Source organism: Virgifigura deserti (assembly GCA_003576685.1).
GTDB classification, from domain to species: domain Bacteria; phylum Pseudomonadota; class Alphaproteobacteria; order Dongiales; family Dongiaceae; genus Virgifigura; species Virgifigura deserti.
This window is the reverse complement of the sequence record QOZR01000010.1, coordinates 84934-99901: the sequence shown is the minus strand read 5'-3', so window position 1 is coordinate 99901 and position 14968 is coordinate 84934. Positions and strand designations below refer to the sequence as shown.

The window sequence follows — 14968 nt, the reverse complement described above, 5'->3', positions numbered from 1 at the left end:
GTCGGGACGCAAGCATCAAGGCCAACATCGCCTCTGCCGACCGGCAAACCTGCCAACGATATCGTCCCCCTTTCCGCCCGTCCTCGGATATACTCCGGCGCACCCGCCGATTTTTGTTCTCACCTTCCCAGGCGTTGCTGATGTCCGCGCAAACCTTTCTCGAAGCTGCCATCCTGGGCGTTCTCGAGGGGCTGACCGAGTACTTGCCGGTCTCCTCCACCGGCCATCTGATCCTGCTCGCCGACCTGATCGGGTTCTCCGGACCGCCGGGTCGGGTCTTCGAGGTCGTAATCCAGCTCGGGGCCATCCTCGCCGTCTGCGTCGTCTACGCACCCAAGCTGGCGCGCGTGGCCTTCGGCCTGTCGACCGACCCCGGCGCGCAGCGGTTTGCCTTGGCTATTCTCCTGGCCTTCCTGCCCGCGGTCGTCCTGGGCGTGCTGCTGCACGGCTTCATCAAGTCTGTGCTGTTCTCGCCCTATGTCGTCTGCGTGGCTTTGATCCTGGGCGGCGTCGCCATCCTGGTTATCGAGCGCGCCCGGCCGAATCCGCGGATCGACACTATCGAGCGGTTTCCACCTGCCCTCTCGGTCGGCATCGGCCTGATGCAATGTCTGGCCATGGTGCCCGGCGTCTCGCGCTCGGCAGCGACGATCCTGGGGGCGCTGTTGCTTGGGGTCGAACGGAAGACGGCGGCGGAGTTCTCGTTCTTTCTCGCCATCCCGACGCTGCTCGGCGCAGCCGTCTATGATCTGTGGCAGAATCGCGCCGGACTGACGGCGGACGGCGGGCTCATTGTGGCGATCGGCTTTCTGGCGGCCTTCGTGACCGCGCTTCTGGTGGTTCGATGGTTCGTCGGCTTCGTCGGGCGGCATGGGTTCTCGCCCTTCGCGTGGTATCGGATCGCCCTCGGTAGCGCCCTGCTGATCGCGCTTCTGCTCCGCTGAGGTCGAGCGGCGCACGACGCTCGCATTCAATTCGCGCAATGGAGGAAGCCCGCCGCAAGGACCTTCGTGCGCGGGTCAGGACCCTGGATCGGGACGTCCATTCCCTGACGAATCACGCCTCGTTCATTAATGCCGCCTGGCCAGAGGGCCTAGCCATTGGGCACCGATCTCCCTAAGTTTGTGGCCGGTTTCCGCCTCCCGTTCCTGTCAGCCATAGGCCCGCAGCTTTCCTCGTGTCCTCGCCCGTCATCAAAGTCGACTCCCTGACAAAGCGCTTCGACGCGGTCACCGCGGTCGACGGCGTCAGCTTTTCCGTCGCCGCCGGGGCGACCGTGGCGCTGCTCGGCGGCAACGGTGCCGGCAAGACGACGACCATCTCGATGCTGCTGGGATTGCTGCTGCCGACGGCGGGCGGCATCACCGTGCTTGGCCAGGACATGCTGCGCCATCGCCATCGGGTGCTGCCGCGGATGAACTTCTCTTCGCCCTATGTCGATCTGCCGCATCGGCTTTCGGTGCGCGAGAACCTGACGATCTACGCGCATCTCTATGGCGTGCGGAACACGCGCCGGCGCATCGCGCGGATGGCCGAGGACCTCGATATCGACCGGCTGATGAAACAGCGCACCGGCAGCCTGTCGGCCGGGCAGAAGACCCGGGTCGCGCTCGCCAAGGCGCTGCTGAACGAGCCGGAGGTGCTGCTGCTCGACGAGCCGACCGCGTCGCTTGACCCCGACACGGCCGATTGGATCCGCGGCTATCTCGAGACCTATCGCGACCGGACCGGCGCGGCGATCCTGCTCGCCTCGCACAACATGGCCGAGGTCGAGCGGCTGTGCAGCGACGTGCTGATGATGCGCCAGGGCAGCATTGTCGATCGCGGGCCGCCGGGCGAGTTGATCCGCCGCTATGGCCGGACCAACCTCGAGGAGGTGTTCCTCGATATCGCGCGCAACCGCCAGAGAGGCGCGCTCGACGGGCTTTCGCCGGCCTTGGAAGGGGCGTCGGACTAATGGGCGGACTTTCCGGGCGGCGCATCGGCGCGATGGTGCTGCGTCACCTCTATGTGCTGCGCGGCTCATGGCCGCGGGTGATCGAGCTCGCCTACTGGCCGACGATGCAGATGATCATCTGGGGATTCCTCACCGTCTTCCTCGCAACCAATAGCTCCTGGATCGCGAACGCCTTCGGCATTCTCCTGTCGGCCGTGCTGCTGTGGGACGTGCTGTTTCGCGGTCAGCTCGGCTTCTCGATGTCGTTCCTCGAGGAGATGTGGTCGCGCAACCTGGGCAATCTCTTCGTCAGCCCGTTGCGGCCCATCGAGCATGTGCTGTCGATGATGGCGATGAGCCTGATCCGGACGCTGGTCGGCGTCACCCCGGCGGCGCTGCTCGCGATCCCGCTCTACCACTACTCGGTCTTCGAGCTCGGCCTGCCGCTCGTCGCCTTCTTCGCCAACCTGCTGATCATGGGCTGGGCGATCGGGCTGATGGTGACGGCGCTGATCCTGCGCTTCGGCCTGGGCGCGGAGAACCTCGCCTGGTTCGTGATCTTCCTGCTGGCGCCGGTGAGCGCCGTCTATTATCCGGTGACGGTGCTGCCGGACTGGCTGCAATATGTCGCCTGGGCGCTGCCCTCGACCAACGTGTTCGAGGGCATGCGCGCCCTGCTGCTGACGGAGACCTTCCGGCCCGGGCTGCTGGCCAACGCCATGCTGCTGAACGCCGTCTATATGGGCCTCGGCGTCGTGATCTATCTCTATTCCTTCAAGCTGGCGCGGCAACGCGGCCTGCTGCTGCAGATCGGCGAATGATATTCAGCCGTCGCAGCGGCCGACGAGCGCCCGGCGCAGCTCGCGCGTGGTGCGCGTCGTAACCGCAACCTTGGCCGCGCCGGCGAGGCGCGCGATGCGGTGGAGGCCGACCCGCAGGGCCTCGGCGGGCACCGGGCGGCGCAGCTCCAGGCCGCGGATTTGCCAGACGCCGTCCGCGAGGCGCGCGTCGAGAAGCCCCGCAACCTCGTCGTCGTGGAGAATCGGCAAGGCGAAATAGAACCGGCGCTCGACCGCCGGGGTGTAGGCCTCGAACTTGTAGTCGAGGCCGAACAGCTCGGTGAGGCGGGCGCGGCTGAACAGCAGATTATCGAGCGGCGGCACCAGCCGGACCTGGGGCTCGCTCTCGCGCGCCGCCCGGTCCCACCCCGCCTCATCCGCCGGCCGGTACCAATAGACGGGCGCGTCGGGCAGGTCGGCCACCGTCACCGCACGGGCGACCGCCGGCAGCATCGCCTCGACCAGCGCGCGCCAGCGCCGGATCGAGGCGCCGCGCCACTGGCCGTAGTGGATCGCCACGCGCCGGGCGATCTGCTCGGCCGTGCCGATCTTCAGAACGGCCAGCGCCGACTCGACGAGGAAGCGCTCATAGGCCGCAGCGGGCGGTGGCTGCCAGCCGGCGAGCTCCGGCGCCACCCGTTCGGTCAGATCGAAGCGGCGGTGGAAATGCGCTGTCCGGCCGCAGATCTGCAGCACGCGGTCGGTATAGAGGAACTCCAGCGCCTTGGTGGTCACCTTGATCGTCGAGAAGCCGCCGGGAATCCGCTCGGCCGAGAACTGCGCGACGGTCACGGCGCCGTTCGCGCGGATATGGCTCATCAGCCGGTCCATGGTCGGGCGAAGCGCCGCGCGCGCCGCCTTCTGCTTTTCCGACAGGTCGGCGAAGGCGGCAATCAGCAGCGGCACCCAGTCCCGGCGCACGGCGAACAGCGGATAGTGGAGTTCGCGGAAGGCGCCGCGACCATAGAGAAGATCGTAGAGGGCGGCGGGCGCACTCTCGGCCCGCGCCGCCCAGGCGAGCTCGTGGTTGCGCAAGCCCGTGACCCGGATCGAATCGATCTGGATCATGCCGAGATCGACGGCCCGGTCCGCCGCCTCGGCCCCCCAGAACGGGCCGCGCAGCCCGAGCCGGTCGAGCAGGAAGGCGCGCAGTTCAGCCTGGGAGACAGAACGCATCGATGAGAGTTCCGCCTCGCCCTAATCGACCTTGCCGCTGACGCCCGCCTCGTCGAAAGTCGCCATGCCGGTGTGGCAGGCGACCGCCGCCTTGAGGATCGGAATCGCCAGCGCCGCGCCGGAGGCCTCGCCGAGCCGCATGTCGAAATCGAACAGCGCCCGTTTTCCGAGCCGGTCGAGCAGACGCCGATGGCCGGGCTCGGCGGAGACATGCGCGACGATACAATGATCGAGCGCCTTGGGATCGACGGCGAAGAGGACGGCGGCCGCGGCGGTGCAGGCAAAGCCGTCGAGCAGCACCGGCGTGCGGGCGAGGCGCGCGGCAATGATCGCGCCGCAGATCGCCGCCAGCTCCTGTCCGCCGAGGCAGCGCAGCACCTCGAAGGGGTCGGTCATGGCAGCCCGGTGGTGGGCGACGCCTGTCTCCACCACCGCCGTCTTGCGGGCGAGCGCCTCACCCGCGACGCCGGTGCCGGGCCCGACCCAGTCGGCGGCGTCGCCGTCGAACAGCGCCATCATCATCGCCGCGGCGCTGGTAGTGTTGGCGATGCCCATCTCGCCCAGGCCTAGAAGGTCGAGCCCCGGCTCCACCGCCATCATGCCGTAGGCGGCGGCGCGGGCGCAGATGTCTTCGTCCATCGCCGGCGCCTCGGTGAAATCCGCCGTCGGCATGTCGAGCGCCATCTCATAGACCCGCAGATCCGCGTCGGCCACCTTGCAGAGCTGGTTCACCGCGGCGCCGCCATCGATGAAGTTCGCCACCATCTGCGCCGTCACCGTCGCCGGATAGGCCGACACGCCACGCGCGGCAACGCCGTGATTCGCGGCGAAGACGCAGATGCGCGGCCGGTCGAGCTTGGGCGGGTGGCGCCCCTGCCAGCGGGCGAGCCACGCGCTCAGCTCCTCGAGCCGGCCGAGCGCGCCGGCCGGCTTGGTCAGCATCGCCTCGCGCCGGCTGGCCTCGCCCGCGGCCTCCAGATCCGGACCGGGCAGCTCGGCCATGATGGCGCGGATCTCGTCGAGGGTGGCGGGGGCAGGATGTTTCGTCATTGTCTGTCAATTGGGTCCGTCGATTGGCGATCGCGTCGGATGATCCGGCAAATAGGCGCGGCTTTCCTCCGGGCGTCAACATCCTATATAACCGGGGCCGTTTGGTGGGACCAAACCGCCGCCGATCCGAAACCCAGCGCCGAAGGCCCGATGTACCAGTCGACACCGCATGAGCCGCCGCCGCCAGGCAACTACCTAGCAGGCTGGTGGGCCGACCTGAAGACGGCCCTCGCCCTGCTCAGCCGCCTGCCGATTACCAGCCCGGTCGGGGGCGCCCTGCCGCGATCGGTGCGTGCCTTCCCGCTGGTCGGCCTTCTGATCGGACTGATCGGGGCGGTGACCTTCGCGCTGGCGAGCTGGCTCTCGCTTCCCGGCCTGCTGGCGGCGGTGATCGCGGTCGCGGCCACCATCCTCGCCACCGGCGCAATGCATGAGGACGGGCTGGCCGATGTCGCCGACGGGTTCGGCGGCGGCACCGACCGCGACAGCAAGCTCGCGATCATGCGTGACAGCCGCACCGGCAGCTATGGCGCGCTGGCGCTGATCCTGTCCGTCCTGCTGCGCGTGCTTGCGCTCTACGCCATCGCCGAGCCGCTGATCGCGCTGGGAGACACGGACGAAGCCGGCGCGCTGGTGGCGGGTGCGCTGATCGCCGCCCATGCTGTGTCGCGCGCGGTTCTGCCGGTGGTGATGTACCGCGAGACGCTGGCGCGCGACTCCGGGCTTGCCGTAGCGGCGGGACAGCCGGAGCAGGACTCGGTCCTCTGGTCCTTGGGACTCGGCGCGCTCATCGCGCTGCTGGCGCTGGGGCTCGGGACCGGCCTGATCGCCTTTGTCGTCGCTGGGCTGGCGGCGCTCGCAATGACCGGGCTTGCCCGGCGGCAGATCGGCGGCTATACCGGCGATGTCCTCGGCGCCATCCAACAACTCACCGAGATTGCCATGCTGCTGGCGATCGTCGCTCTGCGATGACGATTCCATAATGACGACCGTAACCCGCTGGTGGTGGATCCGGCATGCGCCGGTCACCTGTCATGGCGGCCGTATCTACGGCCATGACGACCTGGCCGCCGACTGCTCCGACGCCGCGCTGTTCACGGGCCTCGCCACCGCCTTGCCGGCCGATGCCGTGTGGGTGGCCAGCCAGCTGAAGCGCACCCATCAGACGGCGGAGGCGATCGGCGCGGCAATTCGCGCGGCGAACGGCCTTGATCCAAAGCTGCCCGCGCTGGTGATCGAGCCTGGATTGGCCGAACAGCATTTCGGGGAGTGGCAGGGCCTGACGGTCGAGGAACTGCGCGCGCGCCGTGACGGCGCCTGGCACCGTTTCTGGCTGGCGCCCGCCCATGAGGCGCCGCCAGGCGGCGAGAGCTTCGAGCAGGTCGTCGCACGGGTTGCGGACACTGTCGACCGCCTGACCGACGCCTATCGCGGACGCGACATCGTCGCCGTCGCCCATGGCGGATCGATCCGCGCGGCGCTGGCGATGGCGCTCGGCATCGAGGCGGAGCGCGCGCTGGCCTTCTCGATCGACAATTGCTCCCTGACCCGGCTCGACCATATCGGCACCCCCGATCCCGGCGCGACGCATGGAAGCTGGCGCGTGACAACCGTCAATCTCCACCCAAAGGCGCCGCTGCTGCACTGATCTTACCGGCCCGACACGTCGTCGGAGACGTCATTTGACAGAGCGGGCCTTTGCCCCGAAATTGCCAAACTCCAGCGCTTTTCTCACGCTCCGAGGTCGCGCGACGCGACCTGTAGGGGAATCCCAGGAGATCGATCGATGACACGCATCAAGCCGTTACTCGCCTGCCTTCTTCTGCTGGTGTTCAGCCTCGGCGTCATGGGACCGGCGGCGGCGCTGTCGGATCAGCAGGAGATCATCGACGAGGCCCGCATCACCTTCGACAAGCTGACAACCGACCCGGAGTTCGCCGAGCTTCCGGGATACATCAATCGGGCCAAAGCGCTGCTGATCTTCCCGACGCTGGTCAAGGGCGGCTTCATCATCGGCGGCGAGGGCGGCACCGGCGTCCTGGTGGTTCGTGGCGGGGGCCGACAGGGGTGGAGCTATCCGGCCTTCTACACGCTGGCGGCGGCCAGCGTCGGCCTGCAGATCGGCGGCCAGGTCTCCGAGGCCATCCTCACGATCATGAGCCAAAAGGCGCTCGATGCGGTTCTCGACAACCAGATGAAGTTCGGCGGCGATGTCAGCCTTGCCGCCGGGCCGCTCGGCAAGGGGCTGGGCGCCGACACCACGACCAATCTGAAGGCCGACGTCTACAGCTTCGCCAAGACCTCCGGCCTGTTCGGCGGTATCTCCTTCGAAGGTGCCGGGATCCTGAAGCGCGATGAGTGGAACGAGGCCTATTATGGCAAGGGGACGACGCCCTATGGCATCGTGATCGAGCGGCGCGTCTCCAATCCGAACGCGGAGAATCTGCGCAACGCCCTGGCGCCGTACTAATCGTTAGAGACTTTCCTTCGCGGAATGAAGGGGGCTTCCTCAGACGCGGTCATTTGCCGCGTTTGAGGGCGTTGTGAGACCGTGACAAAGCCGGTCTTGCCCCCTACCTATAATCCAGCAAGCTCTCACTGAGACCGGTTCCACCTTCCTCTCATGCCCAAGACACTCCTCGCCCGCACCATCGCCCTCCTTTCCCTCGCGCTTAGTTTGGTCTTGGCCGGTTTCGTCGGCTGGACCCTGTTGCGGGCGCCGGACGATCGGACCGCAGTCAGGGCAGGAGCGGGCGCGGCAGCGATCGGTGGACCATTCACGCTCACCGACCAGCATGGCGAGCGCCGCACCGAGAAGGATTTCGCAGGTCAGTTCAAGCTGATCTATTTCGGCTTCACCTACTGCCCCGACATCTGTCCCACGGAGCTGCAGACGATGAGCGCGGCGCTGAAGTCCCTCGAGGAGTCCCAGGGATCGGCGGCGGAGCAGGTGACGCCGATCTTCATCACGATCGACCCCGAGCGGGACACGGTCGAGCAGATGCGGGCCTATGCCGCGCATTTCCACCCGCGGCTGGTGGCGCTGACCGGGACGGAGGCGGAGATCGCCTCCGTGGCCAAGGCCTACCGGGTCTATTACGCGCGGGTCGAGGACGAATCGGCCGACTACTACATGATGGACCACTCCTCAATCATCTATCTGATGGGTCCCGACGGCGAGTTCCTGACCCATTTCGGCGCCGGAACCTCGGCAGATCAGATGGCTGAGAGCATCGAACAGTATCTCTGACGGCCGTCGCCCCCGATTCGTCAACGATACCTTAAGCCCGATAAGCCATTTTCACCTCGGTCGGAACGCGCAATAATCCTTCGGGGACTCCGGATTCGAGGTATTTGATGCTTTATCAGGCGCGCGATGCGCAACTGTCGGCGCTCGGCCCGGCGCGGCTGGCCGCCGAAACGTTGCACCATGTCTTCACGCACCCGCTGATGCCGCCGTCCTATACCTTCGCCGGCCGGGCCACGGCCGCAGCCTGCGAGCTGTTCGAGCGGGTCACCCGGCACTATGGGAAGCCGGCCTTCGGGCTGGATTATGTGGTGGTCGGCGGCCGGCGCATCGCGCTGCGCGAGGTGCCGGTCGCCCAAAAGCCGTTCTGCACATTGCTGCATTTCGAACGGGATGAGCCGGTTGCGGATGCTGAACTGCCCCGGGTTCTGGTGGTGGCGCCGATGTCCGGCCACCACGCGACCCTGCTGCGCGGCACGGTGCAGGCCCTGCTGCCGGAGCACGACGTCTACGTCACCGACTGGATCGACGCCCGGACCGTGCCGGCGACCCTCGGCCTGTTCGATCTCGACGACTATATCGATTACGTGATCGAGTTTCTGCAGCTGCTCGGGCCCGACATCCATGTGCTGGCGATCTGCCAGCCCTCGCCGCCGGTTCTGGCGGCCGTGGCGCTGATGGCCGCGGCCGGGGACCCGGCGCAGCCGCGCTCGATGACCCTGATGGGCGGGCCGGTCGATACGCGGGTCAACCCGACCGAGGTCAACCGGCTCGCGACCTCGCGGCCGATTTCCTGGTTCGAGCAGACCGTGATCCATCGCGTGCCGTTGTATTATCCAGGCTGTTCGCGACGAGTCTATCCCGGTTTTCTGCAGCTCGGCGGCTTCATGTCGATGAATCTAGACCGCCACGTCGATGCCCATCTGGACCTGTTCCGGCATCTTGTCGAGGGTGACGGCGAAAGCGCCGCGGCGCATCGGCGGTTCTATGACGAGTATCTGTCGGTGATGGACCTGTCGGCCGACTTCTTCCTGCAGACGGTGCGGGCCGTGTTCCAGGAACATGCCCTGCCGCGCGGCCGCATGGTCCACCATGGCGAGCCGGTCGTACCGGCGGCGATCGAGAAGACGGCGCTGATGACCGTCGAGGGCGAGCGGGACGACATCTCCGGCATCGGCCAGACGCACGCCGCCCATGCGCTCACGCCCAATATCCCCGATGAGCGGCGCGACCACCTGTTGCAGCCCGGCGTCGGCCATTACGGCATCTTCAACGGCCGACGCTGGCGTGAGACAATCCGGCCGAGAATCAGCGCATTCATCCGCGCCAATGCCTAGTGAATGATTCGGACATGAGGAGCGCGCCGATGGCCGAGGCGCCGTTCTGGAGGACCAAGAGCCTCGCCGACATGACCCGGTCGGAATGGGAGTCGCTCTGCGACGGCTGCGGCAAGTGCTGCCTGCTGAAGCTCGAATATGAGGATACCGGCGAGGTCGACCACACCAACGTCGCCTGCCGGCAACTCGACCTGAAGACTTGCCGCTGCCGCAACTACCGGCTGCGCAAGACGCTGGTCGAGGACTGCATCCAGCTTACCGCGGCCATGGTCGGGAGCCTGTCCTGGCTGCCGGCCACCTGCGCCTATCGCCTGGTCGACGAAGGCCGCGATCTTCACTGGTGGCATCCGCTCGTCTCGGGCGACCCGGATACGGTGCACAAGGCTGGCATTTCCGCCCGCGGCCGCGCCGTCAGCGAGAACGACGTCCAGGACATTGAGGACTACGTCGTCGACTGGGTGGAGTAGTTCACGCGGCCAGCATGCAGCTTACGTGGCGAAGATCTGGCTCTTGTCGCGGAAAGCCTTGAATTCGAGCGCGTTGCCGCTGGGGTCGAGGAAGAACATCGTCGCCTGCTCGCCGACCTCGCCCTTGAAGCGGACATGCGGCTCGATGATGAAGCGCGTGCTGGCGGCCGCAAGGCGGTCGGCCAGGGCCTGCCAGTCATCCCAGTCCAGGATCGCGCCGAAATGGCGTACCGGCACCTGGTCGCCATCGACCTCGTTGGTCTCCGCCCGGCGGACCTCAGACGGCCGCAGATGGGCCGAGATCTGGTGGCCGAAGAAGTCGAAATCGATCCAGCGCTCTGCGCTGCGGCCAACCCGGCAACCGAGCAGCCCCTCATAGAACTGCCGGGTCGCGGCCAGATCGGCGACCGGAAAGGCCATGTGAAAGGGAGGCATCGCCATTATTCAAGCTCCTTCATGAAGCGCGGCCGCCCCGCGACGACCGCCAATTGATCAGTGCCACCGCCGCCCGGATCCAGGCGCTGTAGTGCTCTGCGAACAGCACGCTGCTCCAGGCAAGCGCCGTCAGCGCGATGATGTAGCCGACCTAACTGAGATAGACTACTCCGGCGACGCGCAGAAGCTCGAAGACCAGTACATAGGCCAGGGAAGAAATCAGAATCTGGCCGAAGTCGCCCAGTCGGCCGCAGCCAAGGGCGGTCAGATCGGATGAAAGCCGCCGGTCGGGAGGTGGGCGAGAGCTCCCATCATCCGCATACCGGCCTTGGACGACCCCGCGCGCGAACCGCAAGCATCGGATAGAATGGCTGGCCGCCGCAGCCTATTCATGGCGCGATAGAGCCAACCGGTACAAGGACGAATCGCCATGCTGCAGATGAAGGAGGAGAGCCCGACGACAGAGTCGCCGCACCGGCAGCCGGATACCGAGCCCCGGTGCATCCCGCAGGTCGCGGTCGTGCAGCGCGCCTGCCGGTTCATCGAGGGACGGGTCGGGGCGGGCTCGGCAGAGGCGGCCGACGATATCGGTGCCGACGGCGGCGGCAACGGCGTCGTGACGCTGGCCGAGCTGGGGGCCCATTGCGGCATCAGCCCGTGGCATCTGCAGCGGCTGTTCAAGCGGATCATGGGCGTCAGCCCGCGGCAATATGGCGACGCCTGCCGTCTGGCGCGGTTCCGCAGCGGGCTGCAGCAGGGCGACGGCGTTGCAGCCGCCACCTATGATGCCGGCTTCGGCTCGTCGAGCCGGGTCTATGAGCGGGCCGCCGGCGCGCTCGGCATGACGCCGGCGACCTACGCCAAGGGCGGGCGGAACGCGCGCATCCTCTATGCGCTGGCCGACTCGGCGCTCGGCCGGCTGCTGGTCGCCGCGACCCGGCGGGGCATCTGCTTCGTCAGCCTCGGCGGCGACGAGGCGGCGCTCGAGGGCGCGCTGCGCCGGGAGTTCCCAGCGGCCGAGGAGATCCGCCGCGACGACGCCTCGCTGGGGGCGGTGGTCTCGGCTCTGCTGCGCTATATCGCGGGCGAGGAGCCGCATGTCGATCTGCCGCTCGATATCCGGGCCACGGCCTTCCAGCGACGGGTCTGGGAGGAGTTGCGGCGGATTCCGCACGGCCAGACCCGAACTTACAGCGAGATCGCCCGGGCCGTGGGGAAACCGCAGGCCCGACGCGCCATCGGCCGGGCCTGCGCCACCAACCCGGTCGCGCTGATCGTGCCCTGCCATCGCGCAATGCGCCAGGATGGCGGGCTTGGGGGCTATCGTTGGGGTGCCGAGCGCAAGCTAGCCCTGATCGAGCAGGAGGCCAAAGGCACCTCGAAGAATCGAGGAAAAAATGCCTAAAGCCGTCGGTCCATCTTGCCGGAATGGGGGTGCCGGGCTATAGAGTTGGCATGCCAAAAAGCCGCCCCAGCACCCGGTCCAAGCATCCCAGGTCCAGTGGCCAGGCGCCCAGCCGGAGCACCGGCCGGGGTCCTGGCCGGACCTCCAGCCAGGCTGGGGACAAGGCTGGGGGGCGGACGGTACGAGTTGCGGCGAACGAAGAATCCGACGGGAACTCGGACAGCCAGGTTCTGACCCTGGAGGACCGCCGCGTTCCCCTCGTGTTCCAGCAGAACAAGCGGGCGCGGCGGATCATCATTCGGCTCGACCACGGGACCGCCGGAATCGTGGTCGTTCTGCCGACCCGGGCGAGCCGTGACCAGGGCCGCCGCTTCGCGCTGCTGAACAAGGGCTGGATCCGCGACCGGCTGGACCTGCTGCCGCCGGCGGTGCGGTTCGAGCATGGCGCCATTATTCCGTTCCTGGGGGTCGAGCATCGGATCCGCCACCGCCGACAGCGGCGGGTCGCGATCTGGCGCGAGGGCAATGAGATTCATGTCGGCGGCGATCCCGAGCGGCTCTCGCAGCGGGTCGAGGAGTGGTTGAAGCGCGAGGCGCGCCGCGAGATCGAACGGCGCGCCCGTCGCAAGGCGGCCCTGATCGACCGGGAGATCTCCGGCATCGCGATCCGCGACCCGAAGAGCCGCTGGGGCAGCTGCTCGCCGACGGGGGCGCTGTCGTTCTCCTGGCGGCTGGTTCTCGCCCCGCGCTCGGTGCTCGATTACGTCGTCGCGCATGAAGTGGCCCATCTCAAGGAGTTGAACCACGGGCCGCGCTTTTGGAAGCTGTGCGCTGCGCTCACGCGCAATGCCGACGACGCGCGCGCCTGGCTGCATCGTCATGGGCCGGCACTGCATCGCTACGGCTGCTGATATAGGGCGGGTTTGAAACCCGCCCCTACTTCTTCTTCCGATTCAAGCCGGTGATACGCTCGAGCCATTCCTCGAGAGAGCTCTTCTCCGGTTCCGCCTCCGCCGCGACGGCCCGCCCGGCCGCGGGGCTTGTCGGCTCCGGCACCGGCTGCTGCGCCGCGATGACGGGGTTGAGCAGCGCCTGCGCGGGCCGGCCCTCCAGCGCCTTGCTCATGAAGGCCCGCCACAGCTTCGCCGGGAGCGTGCCGCCGGTGATCGCCGCCATCGGCGCGCCGTCGTCATTGCCGAACCAGACCCCGGTCACGAGCTCGGCGGTGAAGCCGACGAACCAGGCGTCGCGAAAATCCTGGCTGGTGCCCGTCTTTCCGGCGGCCGGACGCTCGAGGGCGGCCGACCGGCCGGTACCCCATTCGATCGCAGCCGACATCAAGTCGACCATCGCCGCCACGTTGCGTGGCGCGACGAGGCGGCCCGGCCCGGAGCCGACCCGGCTGTAGAGGATCACGCCGTTGGTGTCGCGGATCTCCTCGATGCCGCGCGGCCAGACGCCGTAGCCCTGGTTCGCGAACACGCCATAGGCGGCGGTGAGGTCGAGCAGCGAAACCTCGCTGGCGCCCAGCGCAATGCTGGGCCTGGGATTGAGATCGCTGGTGATGCCGAGCCGGTGGGCGGTTTCTACCACCGTATCGGGGCCGACCCGCTGGGACACCTGGATCGCGACGCTGTTCAGCGAGCGGGCGAAGGCCTCGCGGAGCGTCACTTCGCCATGATATTTGTCGTTGTAGTTGTCCGGCTTCCACTTGCCGATCGAGATCGGCCCGTCGACGAACCGGCTTTCGGGCGCGAGGCCGCTTTCCATGCCGGCGAGGAACACGAACGGCTTAAACGCCGAGCCGGGCTGCCGCAGCGCCTGCGTCGCGCGGTTGAACTGACTATGGGCATAGGCGCGCCCGCCGACCATCGCCCGCACCGCGCCATCGGGCGTGAGCGCCACCAGCGCGCCCTGCTTCACCTCGGCGGCGGTGCCCCGCTCCTCCAGCAGCCGGGCCAGCTCGGCCTCGGCGAGGCGCTGCAGCGCGGGATCGAGCGTGGTGACCACGACCAGATCCTGACCCGTATAGCCGACATAGCTCGACACCTGGTCGAGCACCCAGTCGGCGAAATACCGGCCGGTCCGCGATGCGGTCACGATGCCGTTGCCCGCCTGGGTGCGCGCCACATATGTCGCCTGGTCGTCCGTCAGATAGCCGGCCGCGACCATGTTGCGCAGCACCAGCCGTGCGCGGGCGTCGGCCCCCTCCGGGTCGCTCAGCGGATTGTAGCGCGACGGCGCCTTCAGCAAGCCCGCCAGCATCGCCGCCTCATAGACGTTCACCGCCGCCGCCGGCTTGCCGAAGAAGCGCCGCGCCGCCGCGTCGACGCCATAGGTACCGGCGCCGAAATAGACCCGGTTGAGATAGAGACTGAGGATCTGGTCTTTGGTGAAGTTGCGCTCGAGCCAGAGGGCCAGCAGCAGCTCCTGCCCCTTGCGGCGGATCGTCCGCTCCGGGGTCAGAAAGATGTTCTTTGCGAGTTGCTGGGTGATGGTGCTGCCGCCTTGAGACAGCTCCCAATCGCGCAGATTGACATAGATCGCCCGGGCGAGGCCGATCGGATCCACCCCGGGATGGCTGTAGAAACGGCGGTCCTCGGTCGCCAGCACCGCCTGCGGCAGATAGGGCGGCAGATCGGACAGCCGCACCGATTTGCCATAGAGATCGCCGTAGGTCGCGAGCGTCGACCCGTCTTTGGTGAGCAGAGTGACGCTGGGTCTTCGGTCGATATCGTCGAGCGTCTCGACGCTGGGCAGGTCGTAAGCGAGCCAGGCCATCACGCAGAGGCCGAGGAACACCGCCCAGACCATGGCGACCAGGGACCATTTCAGGAGGAAGGGGAGCGGCGACGGGCGCGGCGGACGCGCCCGGGAACCACCCCCATTAGCGTTGGCGCGCCGCGCTCCGTTGCGCCCGCCATTGGCGGATCGGGTCTTCTTCTGTGCCATTGCCCGCTGTTTAGGCGATTTGGCGCCGCGACGCCAGTCGCGTCCGCACCATCCGTTTGAATTGCGGATGCAGGGCCGGCGGATTGCCTCTCTGAAGGCGACAAGGCATGATCGTCTCGGCCCG

Annotated in this window: 15 protein-coding genes; 11 read left to right on the top strand and 4 right to left on the bottom strand. The window is 67.6% G+C overall.

Translation table 11 applies throughout. The features are described from left to right. Positions 1-140: 140 nt before the first annotated feature. The 3 genes from DT069_RS17440 (at position 141) to DT069_RS17430 (ending at position 2757) form a co-directional block, all read left to right on the top strand. The gene (locus tag DT069_RS17440) at positions 141-944 is read left to right on the top strand and encodes an undecaprenyl-diphosphate phosphatase (RefSeq protein WP_119461723.1); all 804 of its coding nucleotides are present in this window, start codon (positions 141-143) and stop codon (positions 942-944) included. 233 nt (positions 945-1177) lie between these two features. Next, on the top strand, positions 1178-1957 hold the full coding sequence (locus DT069_RS17435) for an ABC transporter ATP-binding protein (RefSeq protein WP_119461598.1): 780 nt from the start codon (positions 1178-1180) through the stop codon (positions 1955-1957). Beyond that, complete coding sequence (locus DT069_RS17430) at positions 1957-2757, top strand: ABC transporter permease (protein ID WP_119461597.1); 801 nt, start codon at positions 1957-1959, stop codon at positions 2755-2757. Before DT069_RS17435 ends, DT069_RS17430 begins: the two co-directional genes overlap by 1 nt. A 3-nt stretch (positions 2758-2760) precedes the next feature. Here DT069_RS17430 and DT069_RS17425 read toward each other — a convergent pair whose 3' ends face one another. Next, positions 2761-3951, bottom strand: a complete 1191-nt coding sequence (locus DT069_RS17425; protein WP_119461596.1) for a winged helix DNA-binding domain-containing protein — start codon at positions 3949-3951, stop codon at positions 2761-2763. A 21-nt stretch (positions 3952-3972) separates the two neighbouring features. Continuing rightward, a complete protein-coding gene (gene cobT / locus DT069_RS17420) occupies positions 3973-5001 on the bottom strand; it encodes a nicotinate-nucleotide--dimethylbenzimidazole phosphoribosyltransferase (protein WP_119461595.1) in 1029 nt (342 codons plus the stop codon). A 150-nt stretch (positions 5002-5151) separates the two neighbouring features. Between cobT and cobS the strand changes: the two genes are divergently transcribed. The 6 genes from cobS (at position 5152) to DT069_RS17390 (ending at position 10052) form a co-directional block, all read left to right on the top strand. Continuing rightward, positions 5152-5973 (top strand): adenosylcobinamide-GDP ribazoletransferase, encoded by an 822-nt coding sequence (cobS, locus tag DT069_RS17415; protein ID WP_119461594.1) that lies wholly within the window; start codon positions 5152-5154, stop codon positions 5971-5973. A gap of 10 nt (positions 5974-5983) precedes the next feature. Then, entirely contained in the window at positions 5984-6649 is a 666-nt protein-coding gene (locus DT069_RS17410; RefSeq protein ID WP_162913254.1) for a histidine phosphatase family protein, read from the top strand. A 138-nt stretch (positions 6650-6787) separates the two neighbouring features. Beyond that, positions 6788-7471, top strand: a complete 684-nt coding sequence (locus DT069_RS17405; RefSeq protein ID WP_119461592.1) for a lipid-binding SYLF domain-containing protein — start codon at positions 6788-6790, stop codon at positions 7469-7471. A 153-nt stretch (positions 7472-7624) separates the two neighbouring features. Then, the gene (locus DT069_RS17400) at positions 7625-8251 is read left to right on the top strand and encodes an SCO family protein (protein WP_119461591.1); all 627 of its coding nucleotides are present in this window, start codon (positions 7625-7627) and stop codon (positions 8249-8251) included. A gap of 107 nt (positions 8252-8358) precedes the next feature. Continuing rightward, positions 8359-9585, top strand: a complete 1227-nt coding sequence (locus DT069_RS17395) for a polyhydroxyalkanoate depolymerase (protein WP_119461590.1) — start codon at positions 8359-8361, stop codon at positions 9583-9585. Positions 9586-9614: 29 nt separating this feature from the next. Then, positions 9615-10052: a YcgN family cysteine cluster protein gene (locus DT069_RS17390; protein ID WP_119461722.1), complete on the top strand. Its 438-nt coding sequence runs from the start codon at positions 9615-9617 to the stop codon at positions 10050-10052. Between the two features lie 21 nt (positions 10053-10073). Here DT069_RS17390 and DT069_RS17385 read toward each other — a convergent pair whose 3' ends face one another. Continuing rightward, positions 10074-10493, bottom strand: coding sequence for a VOC family protein (locus DT069_RS17385; protein WP_119461589.1), 420 nt, complete (start codon positions 10491-10493; stop codon positions 10074-10076). A 424-nt stretch (positions 10494-10917) separates the two neighbouring features. Here DT069_RS17385 and DT069_RS17375 point away from each other — a divergent pair, with 424 nt between their 5' ends. Together DT069_RS17375 and DT069_RS17370 are read left to right on the top strand one after the other, a co-directional pair. Then, on the top strand, positions 10918-11892 hold the full coding sequence (locus DT069_RS17375; RefSeq protein WP_119461587.1) for a bifunctional transcriptional activator/DNA repair enzyme AdaA: 975 nt from the start codon (positions 10918-10920) through the stop codon (positions 11890-11892). A 50-nt stretch (positions 11893-11942) separates the two neighbouring features. Continuing rightward, positions 11943-12803 carry a M48 family metallopeptidase gene (locus tag DT069_RS17370; RefSeq protein WP_119461721.1) on the top strand — a complete coding sequence of 287 codons (861 nt, stop codon included), beginning with the start codon at positions 11943-11945 and terminating at the stop codon, positions 12801-12803. Between the two features lie 25 nt (positions 12804-12828). On the opposite strand, the gene DT069_RS17365 is transcribed toward DT069_RS17370, so the two are convergent. Further along, entirely contained in the window at positions 12829-14844 is a 2016-nt protein-coding gene (locus tag DT069_RS17365; protein WP_119461586.1) for a transglycosylase domain-containing protein, read from the bottom strand. Positions 14845-14968 lie beyond the last annotated feature (124 nt).

Bases quoted from the DNA above. Each gene is read 5' to 3' on its own strand.
- DT069_RS17440 (WP_119461723.1), top strand. From the start codon at position 141: ATGTCCGCGCAAACCTTTCTCGAAGCTGCCATCCTGGGCGTTCTCGAG.
- DT069_RS17430 (WP_119461597.1), top strand. From the start codon at position 1,957: ATGGGCGGACTTTCCGGGCGGCGCATCGGCGCGATGGTGCTGCGTCAC.
- DT069_RS17425 (WP_119461596.1), bottom strand. From the start codon at position 3,951: ATGCGTTCTGTCTCCCAGGCTGAACTGCGCGCCTTCCTGCTCGACCGG.
- cobT (WP_119461595.1), bottom strand. From the start codon at position 5,001: ATGACGAAACATCCTGCCCCCGCCACCCTCGACGAGATCCGCGCCATC.
- cobS (WP_119461594.1), top strand. From the start codon at position 5,152: ATGTACCAGTCGACACCGCATGAGCCGCCGCCGCCAGGCAACTACCTA.
- DT069_RS17410 (WP_162913254.1), top strand. From the start codon at position 5,984: ATGACGACCGTAACCCGCTGGTGGTGGATCCGGCATGCGCCGGTCACC.
- DT069_RS17405 (WP_119461592.1), top strand. From the start codon at position 6,788: ATGACACGCATCAAGCCGTTACTCGCCTGCCTTCTTCTGCTGGTGTTC.
- DT069_RS17400 (WP_119461591.1), top strand. From the start codon at position 7,625: ATGCCCAAGACACTCCTCGCCCGCACCATCGCCCTCCTTTCCCTCGCG.
- DT069_RS17395 (WP_119461590.1), top strand. From the start codon at position 8,359: ATGCTTTATCAGGCGCGCGATGCGCAACTGTCGGCGCTCGGCCCGGCG.
- DT069_RS17390 (WP_119461722.1), top strand. From the start codon at position 9,615: ATGGCCGAGGCGCCGTTCTGGAGGACCAAGAGCCTCGCCGACATGACC.
- DT069_RS17385 (WP_119461589.1), bottom strand. From the start codon at position 10,493: ATGGCGATGCCTCCCTTTCACATGGCCTTTCCGGTCGCCGATCTGGCC.
- DT069_RS17375 (WP_119461587.1), top strand. From the start codon at position 10,918: ATGCTGCAGATGAAGGAGGAGAGCCCGACGACAGAGTCGCCGCACCGG.
- DT069_RS17370 (WP_119461721.1), top strand. From the start codon at position 11,943: ATGCCAAAAAGCCGCCCCAGCACCCGGTCCAAGCATCCCAGGTCCAGT.
- DT069_RS17365 (WP_119461586.1), bottom strand. From the start codon at position 14,844: ATGGCACAGAAGAAGACCCGATCCGCCAATGGCGGGCGCAACGGAGCG.